This is a genomic window from Streptomyces roseifaciens (genome assembly GCF_001445655.1).
In the GTDB taxonomy this organism is placed as follows: Bacteria; Actinomycetota; Actinomycetes; order Streptomycetales; family Streptomycetaceae; genus Streptomyces; species Streptomyces aureoversilis.
The window spans coordinates 2970224-2986271 of sequence record NZ_LNBE01000004.1 but is presented as its reverse complement, the minus strand read 5'-3'; the positions used below and the strand labels follow the sequence as shown (position 1 = coordinate 2986271).

Below are 16048 nucleotides of genomic sequence, written 5' to 3'. Positions count from 1 at the left end.
CTCTGTCATCTGTCGTCGGCGGTCCGTCAGTCGTCCTCGGTGTCGCCGAAGTCCGGGCGGACTCCGCGCGCGGCGAGGATCTCGTCGTTGGAGGTGCCTGCGGCGACCATCGGCCAGACCATGGCGTCCTGGTGGACGATGAAGTCGATCACGACGGGCCGGTCGTTGATGGCGTTGGCCTTCTCGATGACGGCGTCGAGCTGGTCCGGGCGCTCGCAGCGGATGCCGACGCAGCCCATGGCCTCGGCGAGCTTGACGAAGTCCGGGACGCGGGTTCCGGCGCAGGGCTCGGTGCCGGCGCCCGTGGCGGAGCCGCCGTTGGAGACGGCCGGGCCCGCGTGGAGCACCGTGTTGGAGTAGCGCTGGTTGTAGAACAGGGTCTGCCACTGGCGGACCATGCCGAGGGCGCCGTTGTTGATGATGGCGACCTTGACCGGGATGTCGTTGAGCGCGCAGGTGACCAGTTCCTGATTGGTCATCTGGAAGCAGCCGTCGCCGTCGATGGCCCACACGGTGCGGTCGGGCATGCCGGCCTTGGCGCCCATCGCGGCGGGGACGGAGTAGCCCATGGTCCCGGCGCCGCCGGAGTTGAGCCAGGTGGCGGGCTGCTCGTAGTCGATGAAGTGGGCGGCCCACATCTGGTGCTGGCCGACGCCCGCGGCGTAGATGGTGTCCTTCGGCGCGAGCTGCCCGATGCGCTGGATGACCTGCTGCGGGGAGAGGCTGCCGTCGTCGGGCTGGTCGTAGCCGAGGGGGTAGGTGTCGCGCCAGCGGTTGAGGTCCTGCCACCAGGCCGCGTATCCCGTCCCGGCGGCCTCGCCCGTGCGGCCCTCGGCGTGCTCGGCCTGGATGGCGACGATCAGGTCGGCGATGACCTCGCGGGCGTCACCGACGATCGGCACGTCGGCGGCGCGGTTCTTGCCGATCTCCGCGGGGTCGATGTCGGCGTGGACGATCTTGGCGTACGGGGCGAAGGAGTCCAGCTTGCCCGTGACGCGGTCGTCGAAGCGGGCGCCGAGGGCGATGATCAGGTCGGCCTTCTGCAGGGCGGTGACGGCGGCGACCGAGCCGTGCATGCCGGGCATGCCCAGGTGCTGCGGGTGGCTGTCGGGGAAGGCGCCGAGGGCCATCAGGGTGGTGGTGACGGGGGCGCCGGTCAGCTCGGCGAGCACCTTCAGTTCGGCGGTCGCGCGGGCCTTGAGGACGCCGCCGCCGACGTAGAGCACGGGGCGGGCGGCCTGGCTGATCAGCTTGGCGGCCTCGCGGATCTGCTTGCTGTGCGGCTTGGTGACCGGGCGGTAACCGGGCAGGTCGGTGTGCGGGGGCCAGCTGAAGGTGGTCTGCGCCTGCAGGGCGTCCTTGGCGATGTCGACGAGCACGGGGCCGGGGCGGCCGGTGGACGCGACGTGGAAGGCCTCGGCGATGGTGCGGGGGATCTCTGCGGGGTCGGTCACCAGCCAGTTGTGCTTGGTGATCGGCATGGTGATGCCGCAGATGTCCGCCTCCTGGAAGGCGTCCGTGCCGATCGCCTTGGAGGCGACCTGGCCGGTGATGGCGACCAGCGGGACGGAGTCCATGTGGGCGTCGGCGATCGGCGTGACGAGGTTGGTGGCACCGGGGCCGGAGGTGGCCATGCAGACGCCGACCTTGCCCGTGGCCTGGGCGTATCCGGTCGCGGCGTGGCCCGCGCCCTGCTCGTGGCGGACCAGGACGTGGCGGACCTTCGAGGAGTCCATCATCGGGTCGTACGCGGGGAGGATCGCCCCTCCCGGGATCCCGAACACGATCTCGGCACCGACCTCCTCCAGCGAGCGGATGAGGGACTGCGCGCCCGTGACGTGCTCGACGGTGGCGGGCTGGTGCGCCGCGCCGTTACGGGCCCGCGGCTGCGGATGGTGGGCCCCGGTGGCCTGCTCGGTCATCGACATTCTCTTCTCGAAGGATTTCGACGGGTTCGATCGACGGGTTCGACTGGTTGAGCGGAGGTCGGTTTGGGTGGGTCTGTCACGTTCTAGTGCAACAAAAAACCCCTCGTGCCGTGAGGCAAGCGAGGGGAGCGCGCCGGTGTGGTCAGCAGGGCGTGTGAAGGGCCTGCTTCAGCCGACGCGCTTTCCAAGTACGAGAATTCGGGTGCGCATGGAACCGACCCTCCACCCGCCACCTGGGAAGTGTCAAGTGGGTGGGACGGGCGTCTCATTATTTGAGCGCAATGGAGCATGGGCGAGTGATCCGGCGCCCCCCGCGGACCCGGATCGCGTAGCGGACGGTACTGCTCCTGCGGGCAGGGCGCCGCCTCCGACCCACGCTTTTGCGCCATCCACCGGCGCGCCGGGGACGGGGTAGGCCCCGAGGTTCAGCGCGTGCCGCAGGCGGTGCTCGTCGAGCGGCCCGGCGAAGGCGGCGCCCAGGGCATGGGTGCAGCCCATGGCGCGCAGGGCGAGCGCCTGCTCGGGCACGTCGACCCCGTCGGCGACGGACTGCATGCCCAGGTCGGTGGCGATCCTCAGCAGCCCGGCGGTGATCTTGTGCAGCCGGGCGGACTCCACCACGCCGTCGACCAGCCCCCGGTCGAGCTTGAGGGTGTCGATGGGCAGCCGGCGCAGGGCGCTGATGGCGGCATAGCCGCTGCCGAAGCCGTCGAGGGCGATCCGCACCCCCATCCGGCGCAGGGCGGCCAGGCGCCGCTCCAGCTCGTCCAGGGGCACCCGGGGGTCGCTTCCGGACAGCTCCAGGACGAGCGCGCCGGAGGGCAGCCCGTGGCGGATCAGCAGCCCCTCCAGGTTCTTGGCGGGCAGCGACCTGTCCATCAGCCGGGCGGCCGACAGCCGGACGTACACGGGCACGGGGTGGCCCGCGCGGCAGCGCTGGGCGGCCTGCTCGACGGCCTTCTCCACCGTCCAGCGGCCCAGCTCGGCGATGCGGGCGGCCTCGTCGCCCCGGTCGTTCTCGGCCACGCGGAGATACTCCGCAGGAGTGAACAGTATTCCCTGGGCGGAGCGCCAGCGGGGCTGGGCGGCCACCGCGGTGACCGTGCCCGTGCCCAGGTCGACGACGGGCTGGTGCAGCAGGGCGAACTCGCCCTCGTGCAGGGCGGTGCGCAGCCGGGTGGCGAGCTCGGCGCGGCGGACCACGTCGGCCTGCATCTGCGGTGCGTAGAGCTCCACGCGCCCCTTGCCGGCCTGCTTGGCGCGGTACATCGCGAGGTCGGCGTTGCGCATCAGCTCGCCCGGGGTGATGCCGGGCTCGGCGAAGGCCACGCCGATGCTGGCGGCGACGCGGACCTCGGTGCCTCCTTCCACGCGGTAGGGCTGGGAGAGGGTGATCCGCAGCCGGTCGGCGATCTCGTGGATGCGGTACTCCCGGGCGGCGGGGTCACGGGTGCCGTCACCGATGATCAGCGCCGCGAACTCGTCGCCTCCGAAGCGGGCCGTGGAGTCGCCCGCGCGGACGGAGTCCTGGAGGCGACGGGCCGCCTGGACGAGCAGCTCGTCGCCGGCTTGGTGGCCGACGCTGTCGTTCACCGCCTTGAAGCCGTCGAGGTCGATGAAGAGCACGGCGGTGCCCGCGTCGGTCGCTCTGCGGCCGGTGAGGGCCTGCTGGACGCGCTTGGTGAACAGGGCGCGGTTGGGCAGGTCGGTGAGCGGGTCGTGCTCGGCCGTGTGCTGGAGCTGGGCCTGGAGGCGGACGCGCTCGGTGACGTCGCGGCTGTTGAAGATCAGGCCGCCGTGGTGGCGGTTGACGGTGGACTCGACGTTGAGCCACTCGCCGCCGCCGGAGCGGAAGCGGCACTCGATGCGGGTCGTGGGCTCCTCGGCGGGCGGCGCCGCGAGGAAGCGGCGCACCTCGTGGACGACTCTGCCCAGGTCCTCCGGGTGGATCAGCGAGGCCAGCTCGGAGCCGACGAGGTCTTCGGCCTCGCGCCCGTAGACCCCGGCGGCGGCCGGGCTGACGTAGCGCAGTATGCCCGTGGGCGCGGCGATCATGATCACGTCGCTGGAGCCCTGGACGAGGGAGCGGAAGTGGTTCTCCTTCTGGGCCAGTTCCTGGGTGAGGGAGATGTTGTCCAGCAGCATGATGCCCTGGCGGATCACCAGGGCCAGGACGACCGTGCAGCCGGTGAACAGGACGACTTTGTCGACCTGGTGGCCGTCCAGGACGTTGTAGAGGATGCCCAGGGTGCACACGGCTGCGGCCAGGTACGGCGTGAGGGCCGCGAGGGAGCCGGCGATGGGACGGCTGGGGTGGTGCGGGTGCTGGGCCGAGCGGGGCGGGGCGGCGTCGTCGCCGTCCTCGCGCGCGACCCAGGGGGCGTACGCCATGAGCATGTAGCCCGCGAACCAGCCGGCGTCGAGGATCTGGCCCGAGCGGTAGTGCGAGCGCAGCAGCGGCGAGGTGAACAGGGCGTCGCACAGGACCGTCAGGGCGAGGGCCGCGATGGCGGTGTTGATGGCCGAGCGGTTGGCTGTCGAGCGCCGGAAGTGCAGGGCCAGCACCATGGACACCAGGGCGATGTCCAGCAGCGGATAGGCCAGGGAGAGCGCGGCGTGGGCGACGCTCTCGCCCTCGAAGTGGGCGGTGTGCGCGAGCGCGAGGCTCCAGGAGAGCGTGAGCAGCGAACCGCCGGTGAGCCAGGCGTCGAGGGCCAGGCACACCCAGCCGGCCCGGGTGACGGGGCGGCGGGCGAGGACCAGCAGGCCGATGATGGCCGGCGGCGCGAAGAGCAGGAAGCAGAAGTCGGCCACGGAGGGCGTCGGGACGCGGGCGTCCATGACGACCTCGTACCAGCCCCAGACAACGTTGCCGAGGCCGGCCATGGCCGAGGACGCGGCGAAGAGGAACCAGGCGAGCCGGAACCGGGTGCGGTGCGTGCGCCCGTACCAGAAGCAGGAGACGGCGGCGAGGACGGCCGCGCCGCCGAGGCCGAAGTCGCCCATGGCGGAGGCGAGCTCGCTCGATCCCCAGCCGAAGGCCGCGCCCGTGGCATAGCCGCCGCAGACGAGGGCCAGCAGCAGCTGGGAGACCGGGCCCGAGCCGCCGGACGGGCGGGACAGGGCCGCCCCTGGGGCGCTCACCGCGCCGCCGTCCGCAGCAGCGGGATCCATGGGAGCCACAGGAGCAGCGTGGCCACGCAGTGCGGTCGCGGTGCACAGTGCGGTCGTGGTCGGTGCGTGAGCCGCGTCGGGTTGATCGTCCATTGGCCGTGCATCGCCCGTCGCCCCCCTCGAGTTCCGGTCCTCGCTGCGGCCGTTCCTGTGCACGCCGCAGCCCCCGTCCGGACGATACACCAGACTCGTCACTCAGGGACATAGCTCATATACATAGCGTAATCAGCCACGGGGTTATGGACACTGAGTGCAGTCGAACGGTACCTCTACGTGGTAACTAGCGGGCGATGACTACGACATTTTGCAGTGGCGCGTCCAGGGCGAATCTGGCCAGCTGATCACGCAGGAGCCGCTCGGCGCGCGGCAGAAAGGCCGAAGAGGGCCCACCCACATGGGGGGTGATCAGCACCCCCGGGGCGCTCCACAGGGGGTGCCCGGGCGGCAGCGGCTCGGGGTCCGTGACGTCCAGTGCGGCACGCAGCCGACCTGCGTCCAGTTCGGCCAGAAGGGCCTTGGTGTCGACGACGGCACCGCGCGCCACGTTCACCAGCAGCGCCCCGTCCTTCATCCGCGCCAGGAAACCGGCGTTGACGAGCCCCCGGGTCTCCTCGGTGAGCGGGGTCGCGAGAATCACGACGTCGGCGTCGGGCAGCAAGCCGGGCAGGGCGGCGATCGGATGCACGGGACCGCGCGCGCTGTCCCGCGCGGAGCGTGCGACGCGTGTGACCCGCGCGCACTCGAAGGGCACGAGCCGGTCCTCAATGGCGCTGCCGATCGAACCGTAACCCACAATGAGCACCGACTTGTCGGCCAGCGCCGGCCGGAAGCCCTGCCGCCACTCCCCCGCGTCCTGCGCGCGCACGAAGCCGGGGATGTCGCGCAGCGAGGCGAGGGTGAGGGCCAGGGCGAGTTCGGCGGTGCTCGCGTCGTGCAGCCCGCGGGCGTTGCACAGCACGGCGCCCTTCGGCAGCCGCTCCACGGCGGGCAGCAGGTGCTCCACGCCCGCGGTGAGCGCCTGCACGACCCGTACGCGCGTCATGGCGGGCAGCGGGCGCAGGCACGGCTCGGGGTCGGTGACGTACGGGACCGCGTAGAAGTCGCAGCGGGCGGGGTCGGTCGGGTAGTCCGGCCCGCCGTCCCAGAAGGCGTAGTCGAGGCTCTCCGGGAGCCCTTCGATCCGCTCGGGCGGGAAGGGCAGCCAGACCAGGGGGCGGGCGGAACCGCTGTCATCTGCACTCATGCCTGGAGGCTATGCGATCGGGCCGGCACGGCAGAGGTTAGTTTGGGGGCGAGGAACGGGAGGGGTACGGCCGGTGGAGCGCAGGAATATCGGTGCGGCGGCGCTCGAAGTGGGCGCGATCGGCCTGGGGTGCATGCCCATGCACTGGGGATACACCGCCTCCCAGCGGAGCGGGCAGGGCGCGCTGCGCACGGTGCACGCGGCGCTCGACGCGGGCACGACCCTGCTGGACACCGCGGACATGTACGGGCCGTTCACCAACGAGCTGCTGGTGGGACGGGTGCTGCGGGAGAGGCGCTCCGAGGCGTTCGTGTCGACCAAGTGCGGGCTGCTGGTGGGCGACAGCCACATCGTCGCCAACGGCCGCCCGGGCTATGTGAAACGGGCCTGCGACGCCTCGCTGCGCCGGTTGCAGACCGACGTGATCGACGTCTACCAGCTGCACCGGCCCGACCCCGAGGTGCCGGTCGAGGAGACCTGGGGGGCGATGGCCGAGCTGGTCTCCGCGGGCAAGGTGCGGGCGCTGGGCTGGTGTGCGATCGGCGCGCGCAAGCACCGCCGGTCGCGCGCGGGGCTGTACGAGGCGACGATCCGGCAGCTGGAGCGGGTGCAGCAGGTGTTCCCGGTGAGCTGTGTGCAGGTGGAGTTGTCGGTGTGGTCCCGGGAGGCGCTCGATGCGCTGGTGCCCTGGTGCGCTTCCCGGGGTGTCGGCATGCTGGCCGCCATGCCCCTGGGGAATGGTTTCCTCAGCGGCACGCTCACGCCGGGGCAGGGCTTCGAGCCGGAGGACCTCCGGGCGCGCCACCCGCGCTTCACCGCCGAGATGATGGCCGCCAACCAGCCGATCGTGGCGGGCCTGCGCCGGGTCGCGCTGCGCCACGACGCGACGGCCGCGCAGGTCGCCCTGGCCTGGGTACTGGCGCAGGGCCGGCACGTCATACCCGTACCGGGCACGAAGAAGCCGGTGTGGGCGGTGCAGAACGCAGCGGCGGCGCAACTGCGGCTCACCCCCGAGGACTTCGCGGAGATAGCGGCGCTCCCCCGCGCCATGGGGTCCTGGGACTGACGCGGCGCACGTGGCGCACCCGTGCGATTCTCCCCCGGACGGCGGCCCCCGGTGTGGCACAGTGCCGCGTACACGCAGTGCGCCCCGGCGAGAGGAACGAACCGTGCGACGACGTCCCCGTGTCCGTACCGGCGCCGCCGCGCCGACCGCCTCTCCGCGACCGACCGCCTCTCTGCGCCCCGGCGCCTCTCTGCGGCCCGCCACCTCTCTGCGGCCGGCCGCCTCTCTGCTCCTGGCCGGCTCCCTGCTGCTCGGCGTCGCGGGCTGTTCGAGCGAGGACGGCTTCCCGGGCGAGGGCCCGCGGCAGGGTTCGGCGGCCAAGTCGCCCGGCGAGGAGGCCTCTTCGGGCACCCCCTCGACCCCGCCGGCGCCCGCCAAGGGCTCGGTCAAGGTCGTCCGGACGCTCACCGCGAAGCTCGGCTCGCCGTGGGGCGTCGCGGCGCTCCCCGGCGGCGACCTCCTGGTCGGGTCCCGCGACACCGGAAAGATCGCCCGGGTGGCGGTCAAGGACGGCGCGCAGAGCGAGGTGGGCGAGGTGCCCGGCGTCGTCAAGGGCGGCGAGGGCGGCCTGCTGGGCCTGGCGGTCTCGCCCGACTTCGCCACCGACCGCCTGGTGTACGCGTACTTCACCACCGATTCGGACAACCGCATCGCACGCCTGCGCTACGACGAGCGCAAGCCCGCGGGGCAGCGGCTGGGGGCGCCCGACACGGTGCTCCGGGGCATCCCCAAGGGCAACGTCCACAACGGCGGGCGCATCGCCTTCGGCCCCGACCGGATGCTCTACGCCGGGACGGGCGAGAGCGGGGAGCGCGGCCTCTCCCAGGACAGGAAGTCCCTCGGCGGGAAGATCCTCCGCATGACCCCGGACGGCCGCCCCGCGTACGGCAACCCCGAGGAGAACTCGGTGGTCCACTCCTACGGCCACCGCAACGTGCAGGGCCTGGCGTGGGACGCGGGCAAGCGCCTGTGGGCGTCGGAGTTCGGCCAGAACACCTGGGACGAGCTCAACCTGATCCGGCCGGGCGGCAACTACGGCTGGCCCGTCGTCGAGGGCAAGGCGGGCAGGTCCGGCTACACCGACCCCGTCGAGCAGTGGAAGACCTCCGACGCCTCCCCCAGCGGCCTCGCCTTCGCCAAGGGCTCCCTGTGGATGGCGGGCCTGCGCGGCGAGCGCCTGTGGCGGATCCCGCTGGACGGCACGAAGCCGGTGGCCGGCCCCCAGGCGTTCCTGCAGGGCGAGTACGGGCGGCTGCGCACGGTCCTGGCCACGGACGACGGCGGGCTGTGGCTGACGACGAGCAACACCGACGGGCGCGGGAAGCCGGGCGGCGAGGACGACCGGATCCTGCGGCTAGAAGTGAGCTGACGCATCGCGGCGCACGACTTTGCCGGGACCGTACACACGTCCGCCTAGACTGGACGGACAGTGCGGCGACGGGAGTTGAAGATGTTCAACGTGTTCGAGGAAGTGTTCGCACCGGGCCGGAAGCACACCGACGAGGAACAGAACCGGCTCGAAATGACCCGCGAGGACGTCGGTGACGGCGACCCCGCGCGCGGCCCGGTCGACCTCGACTCGGGCCACGTGCTCATACGCCCGCCCCGGCAAGGCTCCTCTCGGGACTGACCGGGAGCGGCTCGCGGGCCCCGTCCACCGGCTCCGGCGCGTCCACCGGCTCCGGCGGCTCGATGCTGATCCGGGGCAGGCGGCGCTCCAGCCACGCCGGCAGCCACCAGTTGGCGCCGCCCAGCATGTGCATGAGCGCCGGGACGAGCAGCGTGCGCAGCACGAAGGCGTCGAGGGCGACGGCCGCCGCGAGGCCGATGCCGAACATCGAGATGACGCGGTCCCCGCTGAGGACGAAGGCGAGGAAGACCGAGATCATGATCACCGCCGCGGAGTTGATGACGCGGCTGGTCTCGGCGAGGCCGACGCGCACGGCCCGGGTGTTGTCGCGCGTGGCGAGCCACTCCTCGTACATCCGGCTGACCAGGAAGACCTGGTAGTCCATGGACAGGCCGAAGAGGACGGAGACCATGACGACGGGCAGGAACGGTTCTATCGGCCCGGCGCCGCCGAGGCCGAGGAACTCGGCGCCCCAGCCCCATTGGAAGATCGCGACGACGATGCCGAAGGACGAGGCGACGGCGGCGATGTTCATCAGCGCGGCCTTCAGGGGGATGCCGATGCTCCGGAAGGCCAGCAGGAGCAGCAGGCAGCCCAGGCCGACGACGGTGCCGACGAAGAGCGGCAGCTTGCCGAGGATGATGGCGGCGAAGTCGTCGTAGCTCGCGGTCATGCCGCCGACCTGGACGTCCACACCGGTGCCGGCGGTCGCCTTCGGCAGCACGGTGCCGCGCAGCCGGTCCACGAGGTCGCTGGTGTCGCGCGACTGCGGGGAGGTGGTGGGGACGACGCTGATGACGCCCGTGTCGCCGCTGGGGCTGACCTGGGCGGGCGAGGCGGAGGCGACGCCCTCGGTGTGCCGCAGGGCGTCCGGGAGCTCGGTGAACGCGAGCCGGTCGGCGGCGCTGTCGAGGTCGGCCACGAGGGTCAGGGGGCCGTTGACGCCGGGCCCGAAGCCGCGGCCGAGCATGTCGTACGCCTGGCGCGTGGTGGACGAGGCCGGGTTGTTGCCCTGGTCGGAGGTGCCCAGGTGGAGGGAGAACGTGGGCAGCGCGAGCACGAGCATGACGGCGGCGGCCACGGCGCCCAGCAGCTTGGGGTGGCGCTCCACGAAGGCGGACCAGCGGGCGGCCAGCCCGGTGGGCAGCTCCGGGCGGGGGCCGCTGTCCGCGAGGCGGCGGCGCTCGCGGCGGCTGAGGGCACGGTCGCCGATGACCCCGAGGAGCGCGGGCAGCAGCGTGACCGAGGCGGCGACGGTGAGGACGACGGTGAGCGAGGCGGCGATGGCGACCCCGTTGAGGAAGCTCAGCCGCAGGATGAGCATGCCGAGCAGCGCGACGCACACGGTGCCGCCCGCGAAGACGACGGCGCGGCCGGTGGTGGCGACGGCCCGCTCGGCCGCGACGGCCACGGGCAGCCCCGCCCGCAGGCCCTTGCGGTGCCGGGTGACGATGAACAGGGCGTAGTCGATGCCCACGCCGAGTCCGATGAGGGTGCCGAGCATGGGCGCGAAGTCGGCGACGGTCATGACGTGGCCGAGCAGCTGGGTGCCCATGTAGGCGGTGCCCACGCCCACGAGGGCCGTGGCGATCGGCAGCAGGCTCGCGGCCAGCGAGCCGAAGACGACGAAGAGCACGACGGCGGCGACGGCGATGCCGATGATCTCGCTGAGGTGGCCGCTCGCGGCCTCGCCGGTGGCGATGCCGGTGCCGCCGAGGGCGACCTCCAGATCGCCGTCCGCCGCGGACCGGGCCGTCTCGACGACCTGGTGCACCAGCTCCTTGCCGGGGTCGCCGGGCGAGGCGAAGGTGACGGAGGCGTAGGCGGTGTGCCCGTCGGGGCTGATCCTGGCGGCGCCGTCGGGGCCGCTGTACGGGCCGCTGACGGACTCGACGCCGGGCAGGGCCGCGACGTCGCGCAGGGTCTCGGTCATACGCTGCTCGACGGCGGCGGCGCGCACGGTGCCCCGGTCGGTGTGCCAGACGATGGTGTCGTCACCGCCCTGGCCCGGGAATCCCGCTTCCAGGAGCGCGCCCGCGCGGGCGGCCTCGGTACCGGGGACGGCGTAGTCGTTGGAGTACGCCGGGCCGGCCAGGGTCGCGGCCGCGGCGGTGCCCGCCAGGGCCACGAGCCACAGCACGATCACGGCGAAACGACGGCGCAGGCACCATCGGGCGAGTGAGGTCATTCGGGCTGCTTCCCGGTCGTCGCGTCGATCCCGCCGGGAGAACTGCCCCGTGCATTTCCGAGCGCATGAGCTGCTGGGCCTGGGGCCCCGCAGCGCGAGAGGCGCGGTGGGGGCCCCTTGCCGAACCACTGTGACAGCGGAAAAAGATCCTTTGTCCGCTTTGTGGCCCACCCCACACCGGGCCCGCCAGGGGCCGTCCGGCGCGGGGATCACAGGCTCTGCGCAGGGACTACCAGGTGTGGGCGACGTCCACGACGATGCGGTTGCGCTCCTGGAAGACCCGGTAGGGCAGCCGTGCGCGGACGCCGAGGCCGATCAGGGTGTCGCCCTCGAAGCTGCTGGCGAAGCGGGTGTCCTGGAAGGTGCGGAAGCCGGTGAGGTCCACGCCGGTCAGCGGCTGTCCGGCGTGGCCGGGGTAGCGCGGCTCGCCGGTGCTCGGGTCGTAGCTCGGAGCGGCCACGCGGACCGCCAGGATCGCGCCGCCGCCGACCGGGATCACGTCGCCGGAGCCGTCCTGGCGCAGCTGGTCCACGTACTCCACGCGGTAGCCGATCGGGCGGTCGCCGATGCCCTGGACGTCGAAGACCAGACGGTCGTAGCACTCGTGCTTCCCGGCCCGGATGTCCAGCAGCGGGCGGTAGGCCGTGTCCGTGCCGACCTTGGGCAGGCTCCCCCAGCCCGCCTCGCACTTCACCGTGGCCGGCGCCTCCGTGGCCGCGCCGGCCGGGACCGTCGCCACCAGCAGGCCGGCTCCCGCCAGCGTGAGTGCAGCCAGCGTCCTGCTCAACCGTCTCATGTGCCAACCCCCAGAAATCGGATGCGGGCACACGGTGGGCCCGCAGTCGGGATCATGCCGGACGGGGGACACGAAGGCCATAGAGCAAAGGAAACCAGCCATTCCCGGACCATTCCCGGACAGACAATGGCCGCCCCTTCGAAAAGGGGCGGCCATGAGGTGTCGCAGAACGCTGCCGATGAGCAGCTGATCGGCCCGGGGCCGATCGGCTCTCAGCCGGTCAGCCCTCGACGCCGAGGCGCTCCAGGATGAGCTCACGGACACGGGCCGCGTCGGCCTGGCCGCGCGTGGCCTTCATGACCGCGCCGACCAGTGCACCCGCCGCCGCGACCTTGCCGGCGCGGATCTTGTCCGCGATGGCGGCATTGGCCGCGATGGCCTCGTCCACGGCGGCACCCAGGGCGCTGTCGTCGGAGACGACCTTCAGGCCGCGCTTCTCGACGACCGCGTCCGGGTCGCCCTCGCCCGCGAGCACGCCCTCGATGACCTGGCGGGCCAGCTTGTCGTTGAGCGAGCCCTCGGCGACGAGCGCCGCCACCCGGGCGACCTGCGCCGGGGTGATCGGCAGCGCCGCGAGGTCCGTACCGGACTCGTTGGCGCTGCGGGCCAGCTCGCCCATCCACCACTTGCGGGCGGCGGCGGAGTCGGCACCGGCCTCGACGGTGGCGACGATCAGGTCGACCGCGCCCGCGTTGAGGATCGACTGCATGTCGTGCTCGGTGACGCCCCAGTCCTCACGGAGGCGGTTGCGGCGCACGCGCGGCAGCTCGGGCAGGGTGCCCCGCAGCTCCTCGACCCACTCGCGGGAGGGGGCCACCGGCACCAGGTCCGGCTCGGGGAAGTAGCGGTAGTCCTCGGCCTCCTCCTTGATGCGGCCGGACGTGGTCGACCCGTCCTCCTCGTGGAAGTGGCGGGTCTCCTGCACGATCGTGCCGCCGGCCGAGAGGACGGAGGCGTGCCGCTGGACCTCGAAGCGCACCGCGCGCTCGACGGAGCGCAGCGAGTTGACGTTCTTGGTCTCGGAGCGGGTGCCGAACTTCTCCCGGCCGTGCGGGCGCAGCGACAGGTTGACGTCGCAGCGCATCTGACCCATCTCCATCCGGGCCTCGGAGACGCCCAGCGCCTTGATGAGCTCGCGCAGCTCGGCCACGTAGGCCTTGGCGACCTCCGGGGCCCGCTCGCCCGCGCCCTCGATCGGCTTGGTGACGATCTCGATCAGCGGGATGCCGGCGCGGTTGTAGTCCAGCAGGGAGTGCTGGGCGCCGTGGATGCGGCCGGTGGCGCCGCCCACGTGCGTGGACTTGCCGGTGTCCTCCTCCATGTGGGCGCGCTCGATCTCCACGCGGAAGACCTCGCCGTCCTCCAGCTGCACGTCGAGGTAGCCGTTGAAGGCGATCGGCTCGTCGTACTGGGAGGTCTGGAAGTTCTTCGGCATGTCCGGATAGAAGTAGTTCTTCCGGGCGAAGCGGCACCACTCGGCGATCTCGCAGTGCAGCGCGAGGCCGATCTTGATGGCGGACTCGACGCCGGTGGCGTTGACCACCGGCAGGGCGCCGGGCATGCCGAGGCAGACCGGGCAGGTCTGGGTGTTGGGGTCCGCGCCCAGCTCCGTGGAGCAGCCGCAGAACATCTTCGTCTTGGTGCCGAGCTCGACATGGACCTCCAGGCCCATGACGGGGTCGTAGGAAGCCAGCGCGTCCTCGTACGACACCAGTTCAGTGACGGTCACGGAAAACTAACCTCTCAGGTCCTGGCTCAGTGCGCGAGGACGTCGTCGCTGTTCATCCGGCGCAGCTCGCGCACCAGCAGCGCGACGCCGGTGGCGATGGCTGCGGCGGAGACGATCGCGTCGACCAGCTGGAGCGTGTCCTGCTCGCCGCGCGCCTTCTTCGCCTGCTTGATCACGCTGACCGCGCCGAACAGCGTGGTGCCGATCGACAGATACGTGCCGGGCTTGGACTTCTTGAAGCCCTTGGCCTTCTTCAGAGCGCTCGCCTTGCTCACCTCGGTGCTCACAGCGACGGTGCCTCCTCAAGCAGGTGGTGACCCCAGCGGGCGGTGAACGCGGCCTCGACCGCGGCACCGACCTTGTAGAGCCGGTCGTCCTTCAGGGCGGGAGCGATGATCTGCAGACCGACCGGCAGGTTGTCCTCGGGCGCCAGGCCGCAGGGCAGCGACATGGCCGCGTTGCCGGCCAGGTTGGTCGGGATGGTGCACAGGTCCGCGAGGTACATCGCCATCGGGTCGTCGGCGCGCTCGCCGATCGCGAAGGCGGTGGTCGGGGTGGTCGGCGAGACGATCACGTCGACCTGCTCGAAGGCCTTCTCGAAGTCGCGCGTGATGAGCGTGCGGACCTTCTGCGCCGAGCCGTAGTAGGCGTCGTAGTAGCCCGAGCTCAGGGCGTACGTGCCGAGCATGACGCGGCGCTTGACCTCGGGGCCGAAGCCGGCCTCGCGGGTGAGGGCGGTGACGTCCTCGGCGGAGCGGGTGCCGTCGTCGCCGGCGCGCAGGCCGTAGCGCAGGCCGTCGAAGCGCGCCAGGTTCGAGGAGCACTCGGACGGCGCGATCAGGTAGTACGCGGCCAGGGCCAGGTCGAAGGACGGGCAGTCCAGCTCGACGATCTCGGCGCCCAGCTCCTTGAGCAGCTCGACGGACTCGTCGAAGCGCTGCACGACGCCGGCCTGGTAGCCCTCGCCGCGGAACTGCTTGACGACGCCGACGCGCATGCCCTGCACGCTGCCGTTGCGCGCGGCCTCGACGACCGGCGGGACCGGGGCGTCGATGGACGTGGAGTCCATCGGGTCGTGGCCGGCGATGACCTCGTGCAGCAGGGCCGCGTCCAGGACCGTACGGGCGCAGGGGCCGCCCTGGTCGAGGGAGGAGGAGAAGGCCACCATGCCGTAGCGCGAGACCGAGCCGTAGGTCGGCTTGACGCCGACGGTGCCGGTCACGGCGGCGGGCTGGCGGATCGAGCCGCCGGTGTCCGTGCCGATGGCCAGGGGGGCCTGGTACGCGGCGAGCGCCGCGCTGGAGCCGCCGCCGGAGCCGCCGGGGATCTTGGTCAGGTCCCAGGGGTTGCCGGTCGGGCCGTAGGCGCTGTTCTCCGTGGAGGAGCCCATCGCGAACTCGTCCATGTTGGTCTTGCCGAGGATGACGACGTCCGCGTCCTTCAGGCGCTTGGTGAGCGTCGCGTCGTACGGCGGGATCCAGCCCTCGAGGATCTTCGAGCCGACCGTGGTCGGGATCCCCTTGGTGGTGAAGATGTCCTTCAGCGCCAGCGGGACGCCGGCCAGCGGGCCGAGCTTCTCGCCGCGCTCGCGCTTGGCGTCGACCTCGCGGGCCTGGGCGAGGGCGCCCTCGCGGTCCACGTGGAGGAAGGCGTGCACCTTCTCGTCCACGGCCTCGATCCGGGCCAGGTGGGCCTCGGTGACCTGGACGGCGGTGAGCTCGCCGGAGGCGATCCTCTCCGCGATCTGGGCAGCGGTGAGCTTGATGATGTCCGTCATAGCGGTTTAGTCCTCCCCCAGGATCTGCGGCACCTTGAAACGCTGCTGCTCCTGGGCGGGGGCGCCGGAGAGCGCCTCCTGCGGGGTCAGCGACGGACGGACCTCGTCCGGGCGCATGACGTTGGTCAGCGGCAGCGGGTGGGACGTCGGGGGGACGTCCTGCTCGGCGACCTCGGAGACGCGGGCGACCGCGCCGATGATGTCGTCGAGCTGGCCGGCGAAGTGCTCGAGCTCTTCGTCCTTGAGCTCCAGACGTGCCAGCCGTGCGAGGTGGGCTACCTCCTCGCGCGTGATGCCAGGCATGCGGCGATCCTCAGGGGTTGTGACGGATTCTGGGCGGGTTGTGCGCCCAATCCTATGGCGCGGGGCGCAGTGCCTGCTAAACGCTTTACGGGGCGCCGTGGGCCGGGATCGCTTCGGCACCGCCGAGGCCCCCGGTGGGGGCGGGCCGCCGTCGCGGCGGAGGGGAGTGCGGGCGTCGGCCTCGGCACCCTCGCACGGGCTCGGCCTGGCTGTT

General features: G+C 72.1%; 12 protein-coding genes. 3 read left to right on the top strand and 9 right to left on the bottom strand.

Going from position 1 to position 16048, the window contains the following annotated elements; all coding sequences use genetic code 11:
* Positions 1-26 precede the first annotated feature (26 nt).
* The 3 genes from AS857_RS30610 to AS857_RS30600 form a co-directional block, all read right to left on the bottom strand.
* Entirely contained in the window at positions 27-1922 is a 1896-nt protein-coding gene (locus AS857_RS30610) for an acetolactate synthase large subunit (protein ID WP_058046406.1), read from the bottom strand.
* A gap of 249 nt (positions 1923-2171) precedes the next feature.
* On the bottom strand, positions 2172-5102 hold the full coding sequence (locus tag AS857_RS30605) for a putative bifunctional diguanylate cyclase/phosphodiesterase (RefSeq protein ID WP_079110738.1): 2931 nt from the start codon (positions 5100-5102) through the stop codon (positions 2172-2174).
* 280 nt (positions 5103-5382) lie between these two features.
* On the bottom strand, positions 5383-6345 hold the full coding sequence (locus tag AS857_RS30600; RefSeq protein ID WP_058046404.1) for a 2-hydroxyacid dehydrogenase: 963 nt from the start codon (positions 6343-6345) through the stop codon (positions 5383-5385).
* A 73-nt stretch (positions 6346-6418) separates the two neighbouring features.
* Between AS857_RS30600 and AS857_RS30595 the strand changes: the two genes are divergently transcribed.
* The 3 genes from AS857_RS30595 to AS857_RS30585 all read left to right on the top strand — a co-directional run bounded on the left by AS857_RS30595 (position 6419) and on the right by AS857_RS30585 (position 9041).
* Entirely contained in the window at positions 6419-7411 is a 993-nt protein-coding gene (locus tag AS857_RS30595) for an aldo/keto reductase (protein WP_058046403.1), read from the top strand.
* A 190-nt stretch (positions 7412-7601) separates the two neighbouring features.
* A complete protein-coding gene (locus AS857_RS30590) occupies positions 7602-8780 on the top strand; it encodes a PQQ-dependent sugar dehydrogenase (RefSeq protein ID WP_173864862.1) in 1179 nt (392 codons plus the stop codon).
* Positions 8781-8861: 81 nt separating this feature from the next.
* Entirely contained in the window at positions 8862-9041 is a 180-nt protein-coding gene (locus tag AS857_RS30585) for a DUF6191 domain-containing protein (RefSeq protein ID WP_058046402.1), read from the top strand.
* On the opposite strand, the gene AS857_RS30580 is transcribed toward AS857_RS30585, so the two are convergent.
* From AS857_RS30580 to gatC, 6 genes are all read right to left on the bottom strand, one after another.
* Positions 9004-11229, bottom strand: coding sequence for an MMPL family transporter (locus AS857_RS30580; protein WP_058046401.1), 2226 nt, complete (start codon positions 11227-11229; stop codon positions 9004-9006). The genes AS857_RS30585 and AS857_RS30580 overlap by 38 nt on opposite strands.
* A gap of 229 nt (positions 11230-11458) precedes the next feature.
* Positions 11459-12025 (bottom strand): AMIN-like domain-containing (lipo)protein, encoded by a 567-nt coding sequence (locus AS857_RS30575; protein WP_058046400.1) that lies wholly within the window; start codon positions 12023-12025, stop codon positions 11459-11461.
* Between the two features lie 220 nt (positions 12026-12245).
* Positions 12246-13754, bottom strand: coding sequence for an Asp-tRNA(Asn)/Glu-tRNA(Gln) amidotransferase subunit GatB (gatB, locus tag AS857_RS30570; RefSeq protein WP_058046399.1), 1509 nt, complete (start codon positions 13752-13754; stop codon positions 12246-12248).
* Positions 13755-13780: 26 nt separating this feature from the next.
* Positions 13781-14041 (bottom strand): hypothetical protein, encoded by a 261-nt coding sequence (locus AS857_RS30565; protein WP_173864823.1) that lies wholly within the window; start codon positions 14039-14041, stop codon positions 13781-13783.
* Positions 14038-15531 carry an Asp-tRNA(Asn)/Glu-tRNA(Gln) amidotransferase subunit GatA gene (gatA, locus tag AS857_RS30560; protein WP_058046398.1) on the bottom strand — a complete coding sequence of 498 codons (1494 nt, stop codon included), beginning with the start codon at positions 15529-15531 and terminating at the stop codon, positions 14038-14040. The genes AS857_RS30565 and gatA overlap by 4 nt, the downstream gene beginning before the upstream one ends.
* A gap of 6 nt (positions 15532-15537) precedes the next feature.
* Positions 15538-15834, bottom strand: coding sequence for an Asp-tRNA(Asn)/Glu-tRNA(Gln) amidotransferase subunit GatC (gatC, locus tag AS857_RS30555; RefSeq protein WP_030368121.1), 297 nt, complete (start codon positions 15832-15834; stop codon positions 15538-15540).
* Between the last annotated feature and the right edge of the window lie 214 nt (positions 15835-16048).